This is a genomic window from Streptomyces sp. WAC07094 (genome assembly GCF_036320405.1).
Classification (GTDB): Bacteria; Actinomycetota; Actinomycetes; order Streptomycetales; family Streptomycetaceae; genus Streptomyces; species Streptomyces lannensis.
Window position 1 is genome coordinate 1035249 of the sequence record NZ_JAVMJZ010000001.1, and the last position, 20726, is coordinate 1055974.

At 71.0% G+C, this 20726-nt stretch carries 19 protein-coding genes; 8 read left to right on the forward strand and 11 right to left on the reverse strand.

The window, feature by feature from the left end:
• Window positions 1–59: 59 nt before the first annotated feature.
• Both RCR19_RS04595 and RCR19_RS04600 read left to right on the forward strand, forming a co-directional pair.
• Window positions 60–1541 carry an MFS transporter gene (locus tag RCR19_RS04595; RefSeq protein ID WP_331263896.1) on the forward strand — a complete coding sequence of 494 codons (1482 nt, stop codon included), beginning with the start codon at window positions 60–62 and terminating at the stop codon, window positions 1539–1541.
• Window positions 1542–1611: 70 nt separating this feature from the next.
• Window positions 1612–1923: a DUF6332 family protein gene (locus tag RCR19_RS04600; RefSeq protein ID WP_331263897.1), complete on the forward strand. Its 312-nt coding sequence runs from the start codon at window positions 1612–1614 to the stop codon at window positions 1921–1923.
• Here the strand turns inward: RCR19_RS04600 and RCR19_RS04605 are convergent.
• The 3 genes from RCR19_RS04605 to RCR19_RS04615 all read right to left on the reverse strand — a co-directional run bounded on the left by RCR19_RS04605 (window position 1884) and on the right by RCR19_RS04615 (window position 4542).
• Complete coding sequence (locus tag RCR19_RS04605) at window positions 1884–2549, reverse strand: response regulator transcription factor (protein WP_331263898.1); 666 nt, start codon at window positions 2547–2549, stop codon at window positions 1884–1886. The genes RCR19_RS04600 and RCR19_RS04605 overlap by 40 nt on opposite strands.
• Window positions 2546–3775, reverse strand: a complete 1230-nt coding sequence (locus RCR19_RS04610) for a sensor histidine kinase (RefSeq protein WP_331263899.1) — start codon at window positions 3773–3775, stop codon at window positions 2546–2548. Before RCR19_RS04610 ends, RCR19_RS04605 begins: the two co-directional genes overlap by 4 nt.
• Window positions 3776–3891: 116 nt before the next feature.
• Window positions 3892–4542, reverse strand: coding sequence for a TetR/AcrR family transcriptional regulator (locus tag RCR19_RS04615; RefSeq protein WP_331263900.1), 651 nt, complete (start codon window positions 4540–4542; stop codon window positions 3892–3894).
• Between the two features lie 158 nt (window positions 4543–4700).
• Between RCR19_RS04615 and RCR19_RS04620 the strand changes: the two genes are divergently transcribed.
• The gene (locus RCR19_RS04620) at window positions 4701–5780 is read left to right on the forward strand and encodes a medium chain dehydrogenase/reductase family protein (RefSeq protein WP_331263901.1); all 1080 of its coding nucleotides are present in this window, start codon (window positions 4701–4703) and stop codon (window positions 5778–5780) included.
• 15 nt (window positions 5781–5795) lie between these two features.
• On the opposite strand, the gene RCR19_RS04625 is transcribed toward RCR19_RS04620, so the two are convergent.
• Window positions 5796–6488, reverse strand: a complete 693-nt coding sequence (locus RCR19_RS04625; RefSeq protein WP_331263902.1) for a TetR/AcrR family transcriptional regulator — start codon at window positions 6486–6488, stop codon at window positions 5796–5798.
• Between the two features lie 273 nt (window positions 6489–6761).
• On the opposite strand from RCR19_RS04625, the gene RCR19_RS04630 reads away from it, so the two are divergent.
• Window positions 6762–7220 (forward strand): nitroreductase family deazaflavin-dependent oxidoreductase, encoded by a 459-nt coding sequence (locus RCR19_RS04630; protein ID WP_331263903.1) that lies wholly within the window; start codon window positions 6762–6764, stop codon window positions 7218–7220.
• Here the strand turns inward: RCR19_RS04630 and RCR19_RS04635 are convergent.
• Window positions 7210–8442, reverse strand: a complete 1233-nt coding sequence (locus RCR19_RS04635) for a geranylgeranyl reductase family protein (RefSeq protein WP_331263904.1) — start codon at window positions 8440–8442, stop codon at window positions 7210–7212. The genes RCR19_RS04630 and RCR19_RS04635 overlap by 11 nt on opposite strands.
• 183 nt (window positions 8443–8625) lie before the next feature.
• On the opposite strand from RCR19_RS04635, the gene RCR19_RS04640 reads away from it, so the two are divergent.
• Window positions 8626–9981, forward strand: coding sequence for a dipeptidase (locus tag RCR19_RS04640; RefSeq protein WP_331263905.1), 1356 nt, complete (start codon window positions 8626–8628; stop codon window positions 9979–9981).
• 124 nt (window positions 9982–10105) lie between these two features.
• On the opposite strand, the gene RCR19_RS04645 is transcribed toward RCR19_RS04640, so the two are convergent.
• Window positions 10106–11146, reverse strand: a complete 1041-nt coding sequence (locus tag RCR19_RS04645; protein ID WP_331263906.1) for an NUDIX domain-containing protein — start codon at window positions 11144–11146, stop codon at window positions 10106–10108.
• Between the two features lie 149 nt (window positions 11147–11295).
• Window positions 11296–11490 carry a hypothetical protein gene (locus RCR19_RS04650; RefSeq protein ID WP_331263907.1) on the reverse strand — a complete coding sequence of 65 codons (195 nt, stop codon included), beginning with the start codon at window positions 11488–11490 and terminating at the stop codon, window positions 11296–11298.
• Between the two features lie 380 nt (window positions 11491–11870).
• Between RCR19_RS04650 and RCR19_RS04655 the strand changes: the two genes are divergently transcribed.
• Entirely contained in the window at window positions 11871–13892 is a 2022-nt protein-coding gene (locus tag RCR19_RS04655; RefSeq protein ID WP_331263908.1) for an NPCBM/NEW2 domain-containing protein, read from the forward strand.
• Window positions 13893–13970: 78 nt separating this feature from the next.
• On the opposite strand, the gene RCR19_RS04660 is transcribed toward RCR19_RS04655, so the two are convergent.
• The gene (locus RCR19_RS04660; RefSeq protein WP_331269346.1) at window positions 13971–14930 is read right to left on the reverse strand and encodes an ROK family protein; all 960 of its coding nucleotides are present in this window, start codon (window positions 14928–14930) and stop codon (window positions 13971–13973) included.
• A gap of 201 nt (window positions 14931–15131) precedes the next feature.
• On the opposite strand from RCR19_RS04660, the gene RCR19_RS04665 reads away from it, so the two are divergent.
• Window positions 15132–16214, forward strand: coding sequence for a LacI family DNA-binding transcriptional regulator (locus RCR19_RS04665; protein WP_331263909.1), 1083 nt, complete (start codon window positions 15132–15134; stop codon window positions 16212–16214).
• 88 nt (window positions 16215–16302) lie between these two features.
• On the opposite strand, the gene RCR19_RS04670 is transcribed toward RCR19_RS04665, so the two are convergent.
• Complete coding sequence (locus RCR19_RS04670) at window positions 16303–17634, reverse strand: aldolase/citrate lyase family protein (RefSeq protein WP_331263910.1); 1332 nt, start codon at window positions 17632–17634, stop codon at window positions 16303–16305.
• A gap of 217 nt (window positions 17635–17851) precedes the next feature.
• Here RCR19_RS04670 and RCR19_RS04675 point away from each other — a divergent pair, with 217 nt between their 5' ends.
• On the forward strand, window positions 17852–18757 hold the full coding sequence (locus RCR19_RS04675) for an endonuclease/exonuclease/phosphatase family protein (protein ID WP_331263911.1): 906 nt from the start codon (window positions 17852–17854) through the stop codon (window positions 18755–18757).
• A gap of 55 nt (window positions 18758–18812) precedes the next feature.
• Here the strand turns inward: RCR19_RS04675 and RCR19_RS04680 are convergent, their stop codons facing one another.
• Complete coding sequence (locus RCR19_RS04680; RefSeq protein ID WP_220290811.1) at window positions 18813–19775, reverse strand: electron transfer flavoprotein subunit alpha/FixB family protein; 963 nt, start codon at window positions 19773–19775, stop codon at window positions 18813–18815.
• Between the two features lie 56 nt (window positions 19776–19831).
• Window positions 19832–20617 carry an electron transfer flavoprotein subunit beta/FixA family protein gene (locus RCR19_RS04685; protein WP_331263912.1) on the reverse strand — a complete coding sequence of 262 codons (786 nt, stop codon included), beginning with the start codon at window positions 20615–20617 and terminating at the stop codon, window positions 19832–19834.
• Between the last annotated feature and the right edge of the window lie 109 nt (window positions 20618–20726).

The following is a 20726-nucleotide window of genomic DNA, read 5'->3' on the forward strand; positions in this document are numbered from 1 at the left end:
TTGTTGCATCTGAATTAAATGCACTTGCATTGCATGCATGCGCATGTAGTCTCTGGTCCATGACCTCTCCGCTCACCACCTCTTCGTCCGAGGGACGCTGGACTCCCCGGTTGTGGGGCACCCTGCTGGTGCTCTGCGCAGCCATGTTCCTGGACGCACTGGACGTGTCCATGGTCGGCGTCGCCCTGCCGTCCATCGGTTCCGATCTCCATCTGACGACATCGACGCTGCAATGGGTCGTCAGCGGCTACATCCTGGGATACGGCGGTCTCCTCCTGCTCGGCGGACGGACCGCGGACCTGCTCGGCCGGCGTCAGGTCTTCCTGATCGCGCTCGGCGTCTTCGCGGTCGCCTCGCTGCTCGGCGGGCTTGTGGACTCCGGTCCGCTGCTGATCGCCAGCCGCTTCGTCAAGGGCCTCAGCGCCGCCTTCACCGCGCCCGCCGGCCTCTCGATCATCACCACCACGTTCCCCGAGGGCCCGCTGCGCAACCGCGCACTGTCGATCTACACCACCTGCGCGGCCACCGGCTTCTCGATGGGGCTCGTGCTGTCCGGGCTGCTCACCGAGGCCAGTTGGCGGCTGACCATGCTGCTGCCCGCGCCGATCGCACTGATCGCCCTGGTCGCCGGTCTGAAGCTGCTGCCGCGCAGCGAGCGCGAGAAGGACCACAACGGCTACGACATCCCCGGCGCCGTCGTCGGCACCGCGTCGATGCTGCTGCTCGTGTTCACCGTGGTGGAGGCGCCACAGGCCGGCTGGGCGTCGGCCCGCACGCTGACGTCCTTCCTCGCCGTCGCCGTGCTGCTCACCGTCTTCGTCCTCGTCGAGCGGCGTTCGGCCGGCCCGCTGATCCGGCTCGGCGTGCTCCGCTCCGGCAGCCAGATCCGCGCCCAGCTCGGGGCCATGGCGTTCTTCGGGTCCTATGTCGGCTTCCAGTTCCTCGTCACGATCTACATGCAGTCGCTGCTCGGCTGGTCCGCGCTACACACGGCGCTCGCCTTCCTGCCCGCGGGCGCACTGGTCGCCGTCTCCTCCACCAAGGTGGGTGCGATCGTGGACCGCTTCGGCACCCCGCGGCTCATCGCGGCGGGCTTCGCCCTCATGGTCGTCGGCTACGCGCTGTTCCTGCGCGTCAGCCTCCATCCCGGATACGCGGCGGCCATCCTGCCGAGCATGCTGCTGATCGGCGCGGCCTGCGCACTCGTCTTCCCTTCGCTCAACATCCAGGCCACGAACGGGGTCGACGACCACGAACAGGGGATGGTCTCCGGTCTGCTCAACACCTCCGTCCAGGTGGGCGGCGCGCTCTTCCTGGCCGTGGTGACGGCGGTGGTGACCGCCCACACCCCGGAGCACGCCTCGCCGCAGGCCGTCCTCGACAGTTACCGGCCCGGTCTGATCGTGGTCACCGGCATCGCCCTGGCAGGGCTGCTGATCACCCTCCCGGGACTGCGCACACGCCGGACCGGACGGTCCGTCGTGGTCGCCAGGTCCCTTCCGGTGGAGGCGGACGCGGAGACCGTGGCGGTCCGCGACTAGGGGGACGCCTCCCGGTGTGCGCCCGGCCGGGGTCTTCCCCCGCCGGGCGCACGGCTGTTTGAATCGGCCCATGGAGAACCACGGGGGCGGTTCGTTCGCAGGCCGGACAGGGCGCACTCAGGCCGATCGGGACGCGATCACCGTCGAGATCGGGTACGCCCTGTGCAGCGCCGCGTTCGCGGCGGCGCTGGTGTGCGCGGCCGTGGTGGGACCGGCTTTCACCTTCGGCCTGTCGGGCGGTCCGCGACGTGCGCTCATTCTCGCCGGCACGACCATGGCCTGTCTGGTCTTCGCGGCGCGCGTGGTGGCCGTGCTGATCCGCTTCCGCCCCGGCGCTACGACTCAGCCGAGCCAGCCCGGGCGCACCAGCCCCGACTCATAGGCGAGGACCACCAGTTGGGCTCGGTCTCGGGCCCCCAGCTTGACCATGGTCCGGCTGACGTGCGTCTTCGCCGTGAGCGGGCTGACGACCAGGCGGCGGGCGATCTCCTCGTTGGACAGGCCGATGCCCACCAGCGCCATGACCTCACGCTCCCGCTCGGTGAGCCGCGCGAGCGAAGCGGCGGCGGCCGGCTCCTTGGAGCGGGCCGCGAACTCGGCGATGAGCCGCCGGGTCACACCAGGGGAGAGCAGGGCGTCACCCTCGACCACCGCCCGTACCGCACGCAGCAGTTCTTCCGGCTCGGTGTCCTTGACGAGGAAGCCGGAAGCACCGGAGCGGATCGCCTCGAAGACGTACTCGTCGAGTTCGAAGGTGGTGAGCATGACCACCTTCACCCCTTCCAGGTCCGGATCCCCGGTGATGCGGCGGGCCGCCGCGAGCCCGTCGAGCACGGGCATGCGGATGTCCATCAGCACCACGTCCGGCCGCGTCTCCCGCACCCCGCGCAGCGCCTCCTCGCCGTCGGCGGCCTCCCCGGTCACCTCGATGTCCGGCTGCGCGTCCAGCAGCGCCTTGAAACCGGCCCTGACGAGCGACTGGTCGTCGGCGAGCAGTACCCGGATCACACGTCCTCCTTGTGCTCGACGGACTTCCGGGCCACCGCTTCCAGCGGCAGCCGGGCGAGGACCCGGAAGCCCCCGTCGTCACGCGGACCCGCCTCGATCGTGCCGCCGAGGGCGGTGGCCCGCTCCCTCATCCCGGCAAGGCCGTTGCCGCTGCCGCCCTCGTCGGTACCGCTCGGCGGACCGTCGTCGTCGACACGGAGGCGCAGTACGCCCGCCACCCCCTCCACGTGCACGCGCGCATGGCGGGAACCCGAGTGCCGTACGACGTTGGTGAGGGCCTCCTGGACGATACGGAACGCGGCGAGATCGGTACCCGGAGCCAGTCGCGGCACCGCGCCCTCGACCGTGACCACCAGACCGGCGTGCGCGGCCTGTTCGACGAGTTCCGGCAGCCGGTCGAGGCCGGGCGCCGGCGTGCGCGGCGCGTCACCGGGTGTGCGGAGGGTGTCGAGCACCTGGCGCACCTCTCCGAGCGCCTCCTTGCTGGCGGCCTTGATCGTGGTGAGCGCCGTGCGCGCCTGCTCGGGGTCGGAGTCGAGCAGCGCAAGACCGACACCCGCCTGGACGTTGATCACGGAAATGCTGTGGGCGAGGACGTCATGGAGTTCGCGGGCGATGCGCAGCCGCTCCTCGTCGGCGCGCCGGCGGGCGGCCAGCGCGCGTTCGGCCCGCTCGCGCGCCCATTGCTCGCGGCGGACCCGCATCAGCTCGGCCAGGGCCACGATCGCCACCACCCAGGTGGCGATCACCAACTCCTGCCCCCAGGAAGGAGGCGAGTCGTTCGACGGCGGCAACCACCGGTACAGCCAGTGCGACACGAGCACGTGCCCGGCCCAGAACACCCCGACTGCCGTCCACGCGGCCTTGCGGCGACCGGCGACGAGGGCGCTGAAGCACCCGACGGCGACGGTGAGGAACACGGGACCGTACGGATACCCGGCGCCCAGGTAGACCACTGCGGCGGCCGTCGTCATGAACGCCACGGGCACGGGACGGCGCCTGCGCCACAGCAGCGCTCCACAGGCCGCCAGCAGAAGCACATAGGCGAAAGGGTCGAGGCCGACCCGCTGGCCCTTCTGGTTCAGAGCCGCGAAGTGCGTGCCGAACAGCACGACAAGGGTCAACAGCACGGTGGAGCGCCAGGGAAGACGGGACCCCTCGGACTCGTCGTTCCACCACGGCGGTACGGGCCACCGCCGGGGAACGTCTGCGCGCTGCTCCTGCATGAGGTTCACGCTAGACGTCCCCGGCCGGGTACGACGTCGGCCGGGCGAGGTGATCACGCGTACTCCCGGGGAAGTACGCCGCAGCCGCAGCCGCACCCGGTGCCCGGGCACGCCCCTCAGCGCCCGGCCGTCAGCCCCTCGACCTCGACGGCGAACAACAGCTCGGGGTCGAAGCCCATCCCGGTGAAGTGGCCGGCGAGCTCCAGCGACAGGACCCCGTGCAGGCGGCTCCAGAACACCAGCGCCCTGTGCAGGACGGCGGGAGGGTACGCGTGGTCTCCCGCCCACTGCCCGTGGTCCGCGAGATGCGCGTCGAAGCCGTCGGGGGCCGCGGTCCCGGTTCCGGCCGCCGCGCACACCTCGAGCAGCGCCGACATGATCTCCCGGGCGATGACGGTGATGTCGTCGGGCGCGTGGTAGCCGGGGACGGGCGTGCCGTAGACGAGGAAGTACCGCTGGCGGTCCTCCAGCGCCCAGCCGCGCAGCGCCCGGGCCAGCCCCGGCAGACCACCGCCCGATCCGGCTGCGGCACGGAACGTGTCCGCCAGGCTGCGGTAGGCGTCGCGGATCAGTTCGGTGATCAGTTCGTCCCGCCCGCCGAAGTACCGGTACAGCGCCGGGCCGCTCATGCCCAGTTCCTTGGCGATCGCGTTCAGGGACAGCCCCGACGCCCCGGCCGTGGCGATCTGCTCCCAGGCCCGCTCCTTGATCTCCGCGCGCACCTGGCTGCGATACCGCTCGCGAGGGCTTGCCGCACCTGCCGCCATCGTCCCGGGCTCCTCTCCGTAGGGCCGTTTCAAGCTATCACCGCCGAGATAGGGCGTAACAGACTTGCGGGCAACACCTTGACACTCGCACGAGTGGCAGTCATGTTTGTTATAGCTTCTAACGCAAGCAAGAACTTCACCGCTCGACGGAGGTCGTCATGGAGAACAAGGGACTGCTCGAGGTCGTTCTGCCGGGGAAGGTCGAACCGGAGGGCCTTCAGTTCCGGCGCGGCGCCGTGCCCACGGCCGGCGCGGGTCAGGTGGTGGTCCGCATGGAGGCCACGGGGGTCTCCTTCGCCGAGCAGCAGATGCGCCGCGGCCGGTACTACGACCAGCCGCCGTTCCCGTTCGTGCCCGGCTACGACCTGGTCGGCACGGTCGCGGCGGCCGGCCCCGGCGTCGCACCCGCACTCCTCGGCAAGCGGGTGGCGGCACTGGTCAAGGTCGGGGGCTGGGCCAGCCATGTCCTCCTGGACGCCGCCGACGTGGTGGCGGTGCCCGCCGGCATCGGCGCGGCCGAAGCGGAGACCCTGGTGGTCAACGGCGTCACCGCATGGCAGATGCTCCACCGCAGGGCCCGCGTCCGTGAGGGCGGGACGATCCTGGTGCACGGCGCCAACGGCGGCGTCGGCACGGTCCTCGTGCAGCTCGCACGTGCGGCGGATCTCAAGGTGATCGGCACGGCGTCCGTGCGTCACCACGACTCACTGCGGGAACTCGGCGTCACCCCCGTCGACTACCGGTCGCAGGACGTGCCCGCCCGGGTCCGCGAACTCGCTCCCGGCGGTGTCGACGCCGTCTTCGACCACCTCGGGGGCCGAAGCGTGCTCGACTCCTGGCGGCTGCTCGCCCCCGGCGGAACCCTGGTCTCCTACGGCAGCGCCTCGACGAGGGACGACACGGGCTCCAAGCAGTGGCCCGTTCTGAAGATCCTCGGCCGGGTGTGGTGGTGGAACGCGCTGCCCAACGGCCGCCACGCCTACTTCTTCAACGTCTGGGCCGGCCGCGCACTGAGCAAGGACCGCTTCCGGGCCCGGCTGCACTCTGACCTCACCTCCGTGTTCGACGCCTTCCGCCGGGGCGAGGTGACCGCACCGATCGCCGCCCGGCTGCCCCTCACCGACGCCGCCGAGGCCATGCGGCTGGCCGAGTCGGGCACGGTCGCCGGCAAGGTGGTCCTGGTCCCCGAGGACCAGGGTCTGCCGTATGGATCAAGTCGGCAGGGAGCGACGGCATGACCCGAACGGCAGAGCCTAGGGAAACACCAGGCCCACACCGTGGGCGAGCCGGGCCGCGGCATGGCGGAAGAACGCCTCGCGCTCCACCACCACGTTGTTGAACTGCCCGAACAGCTCGAACCCGACCAGCCCGTACAGCTGCGCCCACGCGGCCACCAGGGCCGTCACCACCTCCGGCGGGAGGTCGGGGGCCAGTTCGGCTGCCATCCGCCGGGCCTCGGGCATCAGTTCGGTGGGCAGCCGGTCGCGGGCCACGCCATGGCGCCCGTAGGCGTCGCGGACGATGCCGACCAGCAGGAGCCCCACCCGGGAGGCCGGCGGGATGGTCGCCTCGGGTGCGGAGTAGCCGGGCACCGGCGAGCCGTAGATCAGGGCGTACTCGTGCGGGTGCGTGAGCGCCCAGCCGCGCACTGCCTCGCACACCCCGACCCACCGCCGCGCGGGGCCGATGTCGCCCGCCCCGGCGTCCGCGGCCTCGGCGGTCTCGCCGAGGGAGTTGTAGGCGTCGATGATCAGTGCGGTGAGCAGATCGTCACGGCTCGGGAAGTAGCGGTAGAGCGCGGAGGAGACCATGCCGAGCTCGCGGGCCACGGCGCGCAGCGAAAGCCGGGCGGCACCTTCCGCGGCGAGCTGCTTGCGGGCCTCCTCCTTGATGGCGGCGGTGACCTCGATCCGGGCGCGGGCCCGGGCTCCTTGTGGGGTGCTCATGCGGGGAGTCTGCCACGTTCGCAGAGCACTGCACACATCACAGAGCGTCGCTCACACTTTGGAGCGGCGCTCACCCGGGGTGGGCGTGCACCCTGAACCGCACCCCTCACTCGGAGCAGCACTCGCCCGCGACTCCAGCGAGAGCACCGCACAAAAACGAGAGCGGTGCTCTTGCATTGGATCACCGATCTCCTCCACACTGTTCCTCGAGCGAGAGCACCGCTCTCGAAAACCGGGTGAGAGCACTGCTCTCCCGACCAGATGGGGGTCGCCATGTCGTCTTCGTCCGCGCCGTACTACCGCAAGGGCAGCCCGATGACCGTGCGCTTCAACAGCGTCATCGGCCGGCTGGCCCGGCTCGGGTTCAGCCTCGCCGGCACGGCGGAGATGTCCGTGCGCGGCCGCAAGAGCGGTCGGATGCAGCGCATCCCGGTCAATCCCCATGTGTACAAGGGCGCCCAGTACCTCGTCTCCGCCCGCGGGCACTCCCAGTGGGTCCGCAACATGCGCGCCGCCGGTGGCGGGGAGCTGCGTGTGGGCCGCAGGGTCCGCGAGTTCACCGCGGTGGAGCTGCCCGACGACGAGAAGCTCCCGATCCTGCGTACCTACCTGGAGAAGTGGGGCTGGGAGGTCAACCAGTACTTCAAGGGGGTCACGGCCAGGTCCAGCGACGAGGAGATCACCGCGGCCGCCCAGGACCATCCGGTGTTCCGCATCACGGTCAGGAGCTGACCCCGTCGCCCGCGGGCCCCCGGTCGAGCGCGGTCAGCGCGCGCTGGGCGATCGGGCGGGTGCGGACGAGCTCGCCCAGGGTGGTGGCGCCCTGGGTGATGTCCTTGAACACGTTCCAGGCGGGCCGGAAGCCGGTCAGCGCCGCGTGGACCAGGCCCGGGCGGCGCTCGAAGACCGCGAGCATCCGCTTGCCGACGCTCATCTCGACGCCCAGCCCGGCCTTGATGGCGAAGGCGTAGTTCAGGGCCTGCCTGCGGGTGTCCACGGCGTCGTGCGCCTCGGCGATACGGACCGCCCACTCCCCCGCGAGCCGCCCCGACCGCAACGCGAACGAGATGCCCTCACGGGTCCAGGGCTCCAGCAGGCCCGCGGCGTCCCCGCAGACCAGCACCCTCCCGCGCGACAGCGGCGAGTCGTCGGCACGGCAGCGGGTCAAGTGCCCCGAGGAGACGCTCGGTTCGAAGCCGGCGAGTCCCAGACGGGCGATGAAGTCCTCCAAGTACCGCTTGGTCGCGGCGCCTTCACCGCGCGCGGAGATCACGCCCACCGTCAGGGTGTCCCCCTTGGGGAAGACCCAGCCGTAACTCCCGGGCATCGGCCCCCAGTCGATGAGCACCCGCCCCTTCCAGTCCTCGGCGACGGTCTCCGGCACCGGGATCTCCGCCTCCAGGCCGAGGTCCACCTGGTCGAGCTTGACCCCCACGTGCGCCCCTATACGGCTGGCGCTGCCGTCGGCGCCCACGACGGCGCGCGCCAGCAGGGTCTCTCCGCCCTGCAGGACGACGGCGACCGTGCGCCGGTCCGGCACCGCCGAGCCGTGCTGCTCGACCCGGGACACCGTGACGCCGGTACGCAGTTCCGCGCCCGCCTTCTGGGCGTGCTCGACGAGCTGCTGGTCGAACTCCGGACGGTTGATCAACCCGAACAGCATGTTCTTGGAACGGCGGGTACGGGTGAAGCGACCGTTGTTCGAGAAGGTGACCGCGTGCACCCGGTCGCGCAGCGGCAGTTCGAAGCCGGGCGGCAGGGCGTCGCGCGAGGGGCCGATGATGCCGCCGCCACAGGTCTTGTAGCGCGGCAGTTCGGCCTTCTCCAGCAAGAGCACGCTGCGTCCCGCGACCGCCGCCGCGTAGGCGGCCGACGCCCCCGCAGGTCCCGCGCCCACCACGACGACGTCCCACACCTGCTGCACGTCGTCCGCCGAAGAGTTCTCGCTGCTCACGATGGTCTACTGCTCCCGATCACGCTGCTTGCCGCACCTGTCCCTCGCATCCTACGGCGGCGTCGTCACAGGTCGCTGTGGGAGGATCGGCAGCGTATGCGCCCTGCACACCAGTACGCGCATGCGCAAATCCGCACAGGAAGTGCTCAACAGTACAAAGTCGCACCTACAAGGAGCGTGCCCATGTCGTCGAATCCGGTCGCCGAGGCCGTCGCCTCGCTGATGCCCAGGGCGAAGGAGGAGCTCACCGAGCTGGTCGCCTTCAAATCGGTGGCGGACTTCGACCAGTTCCCCAGGAGCGAGAGCGAGGGCGCCGCGCGGTGGATCGCCGACGCGCTCGCCGCCGAGGGCTTCCAGGACGTGGCGCTGCTCGACACCCCGGACGGTACGCAGTCGGTGTACGGCTACCTGCCCGGCCCGGAGGGCGCCAAGACGGTGCTGCTGTACGCGCACTACGACGTGCAGCCGCCCCTCGACGAGGCCGGCTGGACCTCCCCGCCCTTCGAACTGACGGAGCGCGAGGGCCGTTGGTACGGGCGCGGCACCGCCGACTGCAAGGGCGGCGTCATCATGCATCTGCTCGCGCTGCGCGCCCTGCGGGCCGGGGGCGGCGTGCCGGTGCACGTCAAGGTCATCGCCGAGGGCTCGGAGGAGCAGGGCACCGGTGGCCTCGAGCGCTACGCCGAGGAGCACCCGGACCTTCTCACCGCCGACACCATCGTCATCGGGGACGCGGGCAACTTCCGCGCCGGACTGCCGACGGTCACCTCGACACTGCGCGGCATGACTCTCCTCCGGGTCAGCGTGGACACGCTCGAGGGCAACCTCCACTCGGGTCAGTTCGGCGGTGCGGCACCGGACGCGCTGTCCGCCCTGATCCGTGTACTGGACTCGCTGCGGGCCGAGGACGGCTCGACCACCGTCGACGGCCTGGCCGCCGAGAACCGCTGGGAGGGAGTCGAGTACCCGGAAGAGCAGTTCCGCAAGGACGCCAAGGTGCTCGACGGGGTGGAACTGATCGGCTCCGGCTCGGTCGCCGACCGCATCTGGGCGCGCCCGTCCGTGACCGTGCTCGGCATCGACTGCCCGCCCGTCGTGGGCGCCACCCCCTCCGTCCAGGCGAGTGCCCGCGCGCTGATCAGCCTGCGGGTGCCGCCGGGCGTGGACGCCGTCGACGCCACCAAGCTGCTCCAGGCGCACCTGGAGGCGCGCACGCCGTGGGGCGCACGGGTGCGGACGGAGCAGATCGGCCAGGGACAGGCGTTCCGGGCCGACACCTCCAGCCCGGCGTACGCGGCGATGGCCGAAGCGATGGAGGCCGCCTACCCGGGCCAGGAGATGCAGTACGCGGGCCAGGGCGGCTCCATCCCGCTGTGCAACACCCTCGCCTCGCTCTATCCGCAGGCGGAGATCCTCCTCATCGGCCTGAGCGAGCCCGAGGCGCAGATCCACGCGGTCAACGAGAGCGTGTCTCCGGACGAGTTGGAGCGACTGTCGGTGACCGAGGCGCTGTTCCTGCGCAACTACGCGGCCGGCTGAGCGACTCCGCACCCGGCGAAGGGTCCTCGCCCCGTGGGCGGGGACCCTTTCCACGGCCGCCTGCCGACCTTGCGTCGCCGTCCTTGAACACCGGCGGCGGCGGCAGGCGCGGCGCGAAGCCGGTTCAGCCGACCGGGACGCCGGCCTCCAGGTAGTGGGCCGCCCCGCGTTCGCGCGCCCGCAGGGCCCAGCGCAGCCTCTCGTAACGGACGGGCGGAAGCAGACCGGCCGCTTCCGCCTCGGTGACGAACCGCCAGTCGCGCAACTCGGGTCCGGGCAGCAGCAGACGGTCGGCCGCCGTGCTGTCCAGCCGGCCGCCGTCGAAGAGGAGCCGCAGCCCGCCGTATCCGGGCGGTGCGGGAGGTTCCCAGTCGACGACCAGGAGCCGGGGGACCTGGTCGAGCGTGAGCCCCGTCTCTTCCGCTACCTCGCGTACACCGGCGCGCGCGGGGGCCTCGCCGGGTTCGACCACGCCGCCGGGGAACTCCCATCCGGCCTTGTAGGTGGGGTCGACGAGCAGCACCCGGTCCTGCTCGTCGAAGAGGAGCACACCCGCGGCGAGGGTCTCGGAGGTCGGCTCGGGGGTCTGCACGATGTCGCAGACGGGTGCGGTATCGGTGCGGACGGCCTCGGCGATCCGCAGGGCGGTCTCGTACGGGGTGAGGGCGCTGGTGTCGACCGGATACGCGTCCGCGGTGAGCCAGGCGGCGAGGGCGGCGCGATAGGGCTCGATGTGGTCGTACGACCACTGGCGGACCCGCATCTCTCCGTCGGGGAGGTCCGGCGGCACCTCCCGGCCGGCTATCCGCTCCCGCAGGATCGTTTCGGCCGGGGCGAGGAGGACATGGCGTACCGGGATACGGCGGGCGGCGAGGCCGCCGAAGATCTCGTCGCGGTACTCCTGGCGCAGCAGGGTCATCGGAACCACGAGGACACCGCCGAGTTCGGCCACCATCGCGGCCGCCGTGTCGATCACGAGCCGTCGCCAGATCGCCAGGTCCTGGAAGTCGCCGACCTCGGCGAGGCGCTTCGGCGGCAGCAGGTACGTGAGAGTTCCGCCGATGACCTCGGGGTCGAAGAGCGTGCTGTTCGGGATCAGTTCGATCAGTTCCCGTGCGGTAGTGGTCTTCCCCGCACCGAACGCACCGTTGATCCAGACGATCACGGTTCCCCCTCTTCTATTGGCCCCCTGTGGCTTGCCCCTTCAACCCTGCCACGGAAACCCGCCGCAGATGAGGGTGCTTCCGGCGGACGGCACGCCGCGGCGCCGGCACCCCTGCCATCGGGGACCGGCGCCGGGAAGCGGGCTCTCCGTCAGCCGTTCTGCCCGAGGGCACCCTCGTCCGCCGCCAGGCCGTCGTGGTCGACGGTGTGGTCGACGGTGCTGAACGTGTCCTTCACGTTGAGGTCGCCGAGCCCGTCGTGGTCGGCGGCGGGTGAAGGGGTGATGGCCGCCACGACGAATCCGGTGGCGAGGGAGGCGATGGCGAGCATGCTGCGCTTCTTCATGCCCTCTTCAACTGCCGAACGGGCCAGGAGTCACGCACCCGCCCTCCGTACGCGTTCGACAGGACGGGCAACCATCACACCGGTCACAACGTGCGGGGACTTCGTGGGCAGGACATCCGATGTCCCCAGGTGGAAGCTCCAGGACAAGGTGCGGCTCAGCGGCAACTCTACACACCCCTCCTCAGCGACCCCCTGCACACAACCGAACGCGAAACTTCGGCTCTTCGCCGGATCGAGCCACAGTCAGCTGCTTCCGGTCCATGTCGAACAGCCGTCACCCATCCTCTTCCACCACACTCCAACACGGCCTACCGTAAGCGAACAGTTTGACGCGAGCATGCAGACGTCCTATCTCTAGCGAGAGACGGAGGAACGTAACGATGCGTCACCTTCTCCCCCGCACAACGCGCCGAAGAGTGTTCGGTGCGCTCACCGCGGGCCTTTTGTGTACGACGGGGCTGGCGGCACCGGCTCTGGCCGCTCCCGCCGCGGCACCGGCCCGGCCCGCACTCGCCGACGGCCTGGCCCTCACCCCGCCCATGGGCTTCAACAACTGGAACTCCACGAACTGCCGCGCCGAGTTCGACGAGTCGATGGTCAAGGGGATCGCGGACCTGTTCGTCGACAAGGGACTCAAGGCCGCCGGGTACCAGTACGTCAACCTCGACGACTGCTGGGCCCTGCCCTCGCGGGACGCGGACGGCAAGCTCGTGCCCGACCCGGTGCGCTTCCCCGACGGAATCAAGGCCGTCGCGGACTACGTCCACTCCAAGGGGCTCAAGCTCGGCATCTACACCAGTGCGGGCACGAAGACGTGCAACAGCGCGGGATTCCCGGGCGCGCTCGGCCACGAGTACAGCGACGCGCAGCAGTTCGCCGACTGGGGTGTGGACTACCTGAAGTACGACAACTGCAACAACCAGGGCGTGGACGCCGAGCAGCGCTACACGACGATGCGGGACGCGCTGAAGGCGACCGGCCGTCCCATCGTCTACAGCATCTGCGAGTGGGGCCAGAACAAGCCGTGGGAGTGGGCCTCGGACGTCGGGCATCTGTGGCGTACCACCGGCGACATCAGTGACAACTGGGGTTCGATGCTCTCGATCCTCAAGCAGAACCTGCCCCTGGCGTCCTACGCGGGACCCGGGCACTGGAACGACCCGGACATGCTGGAGGTCGGCAACGGCGGCATGACCGACACGGAGTACCGCTCCCATTTCTCCCTGTGGTCCGTGATGGCCGCCCCGCTGCTCATCGGCTCCGATCTGCGCAAGGCCTCCCCGGAGACCCTCGACATCCTCGGCAACAAGGAGGTCATCGCCGTCGACCAGGACCCGCTCGGCAAGCAGGGCGCGGTGGTCTCCTCCGACGGCGGACGCTGGGTCATCTCCAAGGAGATGAAGGACGGCAGCCGGGCGGTCGCCCTGTTCAACGAGACGGGCGAGGCCCAGCGGATCGGTACGACCGCCGCGGCCGTCGGTCTCCCGTCCGCGGGCGCCTACACACTCCGCGATCTGTGGCAGCACCGCAGCTACAACACCGCCGGGACGATCTCGGCGACGGTTCCGGCGCACGGCACGGTCCTCGTACGCGTGGCGGCCGACCGGCACTGGGCGCTGCAGCCGCCCGCCGTGGAACTCGGCCTGAGCGGAAGCCCGTTGGTCCAGGCGGGCAGGCCGGCGGTCATGGCCTCGACGGTCACGGACCTCGGGCGTACACCGGCGATGCACGTGTCCGTGTCGCTGAGCGGCCCCGCGGGATGGTCGGTGAAGCCGACGTCCGGGACGGCCGCCAACGTCCTGCCCACGGGGCGCTCGCTGCGCACCTCGTGGCGGGTGACGGCGCCGCCGGGCACGGCGACGGGGTCGTACGCCCTGACGCTCAGAACCGCCTACCGGTCACCCACGGGCGTGCGGGTGGAGAACCTGGTGCCGGTCACGGCCACCGTGGTCGTGCCGCCGCCCTCCGGGGTCTCCTACCTCAGTGATCTGCCGTGGCTCTCGACGGCCAACGGCTACGGGCCGGTCGAGCGCGACACCAGCAACGGTGAGAGCGCCGCGGGTGACGGCCATCCCCTCACGATCGGCGGGGCCGTGTACGCCAAGGGACTCGGCGTACACGCCGAGAGCGACATCGCCTACTACACGGGCGGGGCGTGCACGAAGGTCACGGCGGACGTCGGCGTGGACGACGAGAAGGGCAGCAAGGGCACGGTCGCCTTCGAGATCAGGGCGGACGGCGGAACGGTCCTCACCACCGGCGTGCTGACCAATGCGGATGCCGCCCGGCCGATCACCGCCGATGTGACGGGCGCCCAGGTGGTCCACCTGGTCGTCACCGACGGCGGCGACGGCATCGACTCCGACCACGCGGACTGGGCGGACGCGCGGCTGAGTTGCTGATCGGACACAAGGGCGCCCCGGCGCATCCGCGCCGGGGCGCCACTGTCCTTGCGGTCCCACCGGGACCGCACGGACCGGTCAGCTCGCGAGGCCCGCGGCCGGAGCGTCCTCGCGGCCGCGCAGCGCGGCGGCCGCCGCGCCCACCAGCCCCGCATCCGTGCCCATCTGCGCCGGCTCCACGGTCAGCCCCTGCACGAAGGACAGCGTGGCGTAGTCGGGCAGGGCCTTGCGCAGGGGTGTGAAGAGCACGTCGCCCGCCTTGCCCACTCCCCCGCCGATCACCGCGATGTCGATCTCGACGAGCGTGGCGGTCGCGGCGATGCCCGCGGCCAGTGCGCGGGCCGCCCGCTCGAAGGAGGCCACCGCCACCGGATCGCCCTCGCGGGCGGCGGCGGCCACCGCTGCGGCCGAGGTGTCGCCGTCGGGCCCCGGCTGCCAGCCGCCCTCCAGGGCGCGGCGGGCGATGTTCGGCCCGCTCGCGATGCGCTCCACGCAGCCGCGCGCCCCGCACGGGCAGAGGTCGCCGTCCAGGTCGACGCTGATGTGCCCGATGTGGCCGGCGTTGCCGGTCGGCCCCGGGTACAGGCGGCCCCCCAGCACGAGTCCGCCGCCGACGCCCGTCGACACCACCATGCACAACGCGTTGTCGTGGCCGCGGGCCGCGCCCTGCCAGTGCTCGGCGGCGGTGATCGCCACACCGTCGCCGATGAGTTCCACGGGCAGGCCACCCGTCGCGGCCCGCACCCGCTCGACCAACGGGTAGCCGCGCCAGCCGGGCACGTTGACCGGGCTCACCGTACCCGCGGAGGCATCCACCGGACCCGCGCTGCCGATGCCGACGGCCTGCGCCCGACTCCACAGCGGCGAGGCCGTCAGCTCCCCGACGACGGCCTCCACGGCCCCCATCACGGTCTCGCCGTCCTCCTGCGCGGGTGTCGCGCGCTGTGCGCGCAGCAGGATCCGGCCGTGGCCGTCCACCAGCGCTCCGGCGATCTTGGTGCCGCCGATGTCGAGCGCGGCCACGAGGTCGGTGTGCATCAGTGTCTGATCTCCCAATGCTTCGGTCGTACCGGCACCGCGCACGGCGGGCGCCGCCGCGGATCCGGATGCCCCGGCCGGGCGCAGGCAGGAGGCACCCTGGAGGGAAGGCGCAGGCCGGAGATTGCGGTGGACAGTGTCTCCCGCATCTGACAACGTTGTCCAGGCTCTATGCTCGACGCCACATCCTCATACAACCCCATGGACCGACGCATCACCGTGGACGACAGGACAGGACAGCGCATCGTGCCCGACACCGCACGCCGATCCGAGAACCGCTACGGCAACCGGCCGACCATGAAGGACGTCGCAGCACGTGCCGGAGTCGGTCTGAAAACGGTGTCGCGTGTCGTCAACGGGGAGTCCGGAGTCACCCCTGACACCGAGCGCCGTGTCCAGGAGGCCATCGAGGCCCTGGGCTTCCGCCGCAACGACAGCGCACGGGTGCTGCGCAAGGGCCGCACCGCGAGCGTCGGCCTCGTCCTCGAGGATCTCGCCGACCCCTTCTACGGCCCGCTGAGCCGGGCGGTCGAGGAGGTCGCGCGGGCCCACGGAGCCCTGCTGATCAACGGCTCCAGCGCGGAGGACCCTGACCGCGAGCAGGAACTGGTGCTGGCGCTGTGCGCACGCCGTGTCGACGGTCTGGTCGTCATCCCGGCCGGTGACGACCACCGCTATCTGGAGCCGGAGATCAAGGCGGGGGTCGCCACGGTGTTCGTGGACCGCCCCGCCGGCCGGATCGACGCCGACGTCGTGCTCTCGGACAGCTTCGGCGGCGCGCGCGACGGGATCGCCCATCTGATCGCGCACGGCCACCGCCGGATCGGCTTCATCGGCGACATGCCCCGCATCCACACCGCGGCCGAGCGACTGCGCGGCTACCGGGCCGCGATGGAGGACGCCGGCATACCGGTGGAGGAGTCGTGGATCTCCCTCGGGGTCACCGACCCCGAGCGGGTGCGGCGGGCCGCCGAGGAGATGCTGTCCGGTACCACCCCTGTCACCGCCATCTTCGCGGGCAACAACCGTGTGACAGTCACCGTCGTCCGTGTCCTCGCCGAGCACGACCGGCCGGTCGCCCTCGTCGGCTTCGACGACTTCGAACTGGCCGACCTCCTCGACCCCGGGGTGACGGTCATCGCCCAGGACGCCGCCGCCCTCGGCCGTACGGCCGCCGAACGCCTCTTCCGTCAACTCGACGGAAGCCTCATCACACCCGAGCGCATCGAACTCCCCACCCGCCTGATCGCCCGGGGTTCGGGCGAACTGGCGCCCGCCGACTGAGGAGCGGCGGCCCTAGGGCAGCTCGGCGGCGGCACAGGCCGTTCCGCGGACCTGCCTGCCCGGCCGCCCCTGACCCCGGATGGGGCCCCTACGTGCCCGAGACCGTGAGATCCCCGCGCCCGGGTGCCGCGAAGCCCTCCAGATCCGCCCGGGTCAGACCGGTGGCCTCGGCGACCTCGCCGGCGGCCAGCGCACCGCAGTCCAGCCCTCGCAGCAGATAGTCGCTCAGGGCCTTGGCGGTCGCGGGCTCGTCCATCACATCACCGCCGCTGCGCCGGGCATAACGGGCCAGACGCTCCGCAGCCTGCTCGAACCCCTCGCGGTAGAAGGCGAAGACGGCCGCGTACCGGGTCGGAAGGTGGCCGGGGTGCATGTCCCAGCCCTGGTAGTAGGCGCGGGCCAGCGCCCGCCGGGTGAGCCGGTAGTGCAGCCTCCAGGCCTCGTGGACCTGCTCGGTGGGCCCGACGGGCAGGACGTTCGTGGAGCCGTCGCACACCCGTACACCGGTGCCCGCCGCCGCGACCTGCATGATCGCCTTGGCGTGGTCGGCCACCGGGTGGTCACTCGCCTGGTAGGCGGCCGACACGCCGAGGCAGGCGCTGTAGTCGAAGGTGCCGTAGTGCAGGCCGGTGGCGCGGCCACGCGCCGCCTCGATCATGCGGGCGACCGTCGCCGTGCCGTCGGCGGCCAGGATGGCCTGGCTGGTCTCGATCTGGATCTCGAACCCGATCCGGCCGGGCTCGAGTCCGTGCGCCGTCTCGAACTCCTCCAGCAGCCGCACCATGGCGGCGACCTGCTCGGCGTAGGTGACCTTGGGCAGGGTGAGCACAAGACCGTCCGGGAGACCGCCGGCCTGCATCAGGCCTGTCAGAAAGATGTCGAGCGTGCGGATCCCCCGGTCCCGTACCGGGGCTTCCAGGCACTTCATCCGGATGCCCATGTACGGGGCGGCGGTTCCCGCCCCGTATTCCGGCCCCGCGGCGCGTGCGGCCCGGGCATCCGCGATCAGCCGGGCCGCACGGGCGGCCGCACGGTCCTCCTCGGCGTCGGGACGCGGGCCGTAGCCGTCCTCGAAGTCGACGCGCAGGTCCTCGATCGGCTCGCGTTCCAGCTTCGCTCGCACCCGGTCGTGGACCGGCTCGGCCAGGTAGTCGGCGAGACCGAGCACGGCGGCCAGCGACCCCGCGTCCGGGGCGTGTTCGTCGAGGGCCGCGAGGGCCTGGTCCCCCCAGGAGCGGACCGTACCGGCGGCGAAGACGTCACCGGGGACATAAACGGTGTGGACCGGCTGACGCGTGCCCGGGTCACCCGGGTAGCGGCGCTCCAGTTCACGGTCGACCGGGGCCAGAGAGGCACTGATGTCGTTGACGACGGCGCCCGCGAGACTCGTCGCCACCCTCTCCTGATGCCCCTGGCCCATTCCGCGTCCTCCCGTTTTTCGCTTCCTGGAATCAACAATCTGTTGAATGACGCTATCCGCGGCTCTTGCCGCGGGTCAACACCCCTTGCGCGTCCGGCACTCCTCACCTTCCATGGGAGACACGCCCGCCTTTGTCATGCTCACGCACATCTCATACGGCTCTGTCACACTACGGTGCGCCCGGCCCGTCCGGCACCCTCCACTCAAGGAGCCTCCCGTGCCCCTGTACAGCCGAGTCACCCGCCGCCTGGGCCTCAAGACCGTTGTGGCGGCCGCGGCCACCCTTCCCATGTCCAGCGCGGCGCTGTCCTCGCACCACGCCTCGGCATCGGGCCCGCACGAGCGCCATCTGGAGGTCATGTCCTTCAATCTGCGCTTCGCGAGCACCGCCGAACCCCACAGCTGGACGGAGCGCCGCCCCGCCATGCGCACGCTGCTGCGCCGGGAACGGCCACACGTCATCGGCACCCAGGAGGGTCTGTACCACCAGGTCCGTGACATCGCGGCCGACCTGGGAACGGACTACGCCTGGATCGGCACCGGGCGCGGCGGCGGCAGCCGCGACGAGTTCGAGTCCGTCTTCTACGACACCCGGCGGCTCGACCCCCTGGAGTACGACCACTTCTGGCTCTCCGACACCCCTGACGTGATCGGCTCGAACACCTGGGGCGGTGCCTGCATCCGCATGGTCACCTGGATCCGCTTCCGCGATCTGCAGCACGGCGGGCGGGAGTTCTACGCACTGAACACCCATCTGGACAACAAGAGCCGGTACGCACGCACACGCGCGGCCTCCCTCATCGCCGACCGGATCGCCGGGCTCGACCGCTCCCTGCCGCTCGTACTGACCGGCGACTTCAACGTCGCCGCGCACAAGAGCCCCGTCTACGACACACTCCTCGGCGCCGGCCTCGTCGACACCTGGGACACGGCCGCCGAGCGCACCGCGCCGTACGGGACCTTCCACGGCTACAAGCCGCTCAGGCCGGACGGCGACCGCATCGACTGGATCCTCGCCACCCCGGGTGTGACGGCGCACTGGGCGTCGGTCAACACCTTCGCACAGGAGGGGCGGTACCCCAGCGACCACCTTCCGGTGCAGGCGTCGCTGACCCTGGGATGACAAAGGCCCCCGCGACCGCCGGTGCGGTCGCGGGGGCCTCGTGGCCGAAAGTCGCTCAGCCCTTGCGGGCCTTGACCTCCTCGGTCAGCTGCGGGACGACGTCGAAGAGGTCGCCCACCACGCCGTAGTCGACCAGGTCGAAGATCGGCGCCTCGGAGTCCTTGTTGATCGCCACGATCGTCTTCGAGGTCTGCATACCGGCCCGGTGCTGGATCGCACCCGAGATGCCGGAGGCGATGTACAGCTGCGGGGACACGCTCTTGCCGGTCTGGCCGACCTGGTTGGTGTGCGGGTACCAGCCGGCGTCGACGGCGGCACGCGAGGCACCGACGGCCGCACCCAGGGAGTCGGCCAGCGCCTCGATGATCGCGAAGTTCTCCGCGCCGTTGACGCCACGGCCACCGGAGACCACGATCGCGGCCTCGGTCAGCTCCGGACGGCCCGTCGACTCACGCGGCGTACGGCCGGTGACCTTGGTGCCGGTCGCCTTGTCCGAGAAGGACACGTTGAGCGCCTCCACCGCGCCGGCCGCCGGGGCGGCCTCCACCGCAGCCGAGTTCGGCTTGACAGTGATGACCGGGGTCCCCTTGCTGACACGGGACTTGGTGGTGAAGGAGGCGGCGAACGCCGACTGCGTGGCCACCGGGCCCTCGTCGCCGGCCTCCAGGTCGACGGCGTCGGTGATGATGCCGGAACCGATGCGCACGGCGAGACGGGCCGCGATCTCCTTGCCCTCGGCCGAGGACGGCACCAGGACGGCGGCCGGGGAGACCTGCTCGTAGGCGGCCTGCAGCGCGTCCACCTTGGGCACGACCAGGTAGTCGGCGTACTCGGGCGCGTCGTGGGTGAGGACCTTCACCGCGCCGTGCTCGGCGAGGGCGGACGCGGTGTTCTCCGCACCCGCGCCGAGGGCGACGGCGACCGGCTCGCCGAGGCGGCGGGCGAGCGTGAGCAGTTCCAGGGTGGGCTTGCGGACGGCACCGTCCACGTGGTCGACGTAGACGAGAACTTCAGCCATGGGAATGGATCTCCTTGCGGATTACGAAGTCTGAGGGGCGATCAGGCCGGAGGGCCCTAGATGAACTTCTGGCCTGCGAGGAACTCAGCGAGCTGCTTACCGCCCTCGCCCTCGTCCTTGACGATCGTGCCCGCGGTGCGCGCCGGACGCTCGGTCGCGGTCTCGACCTTCGTCCAGGCACCTTCGAGGCCGACCTCGTCGGCGTCGATCTCCAGGTCGGACAGGTCCCAGGACTCGACCGGCTTCTTCTTGGCGGCCATGATGCCCTTGAAGGACGGGTAACGTGCCTCGCCCGACTGGTCGGTGACCGAGACGACGGCCGGGAGCTGCGCCTGGAGCTGCTCGGAGGCGGTGTCGCCGTCACGGCGGCCCGTGACGACACCGTCCCCGACGGAGACCTCGGACAGCAGCGTGACCTGCGGGACGCCCAGACGCTCGGCCAGCAGCGCCGGAACCACACCGGCGGTGCCGTCGGTTGAGGCCATGCCGGAGACGACCAGGTCGTAGCCGGCCTTCTCGATCGCCTTGGCCAGCACCAGCGAGGTGCCGATGGCGTCGGTGCCGTGCAGGTCGTCGTCCTCCACGTGGATCGCCTTGTCCGCACCCATCGACAGGGCCTTGCGCAGCGCGTCCTTGGCGTCCTCGGGACCCACCGTCAGCACGGTGACCTCGGCGTCGTCGGCGTTCTCCGCGATCTGCAGCGCCTGCTCGACGGCGTACTCGTCGAGCTCGGAGAGCAGACCGTCCACGTCGTCCCGGTCGACGGTCAGGTCATCGGCGAAGTGCCGGTCGCCAGTGGCGTCGGGCACGTACTTCACAGTGACAACGATCCTCAAGCTCACGCCGGCTCTCCTACTGCATCGTCATTTCTGGGCTGCCTTCTTTTAGGCAGCATAGGCGCCTGAAGCGGCCGATCCCGGTCGGGGCGACCCCGCGCTCCGAACGAAATAT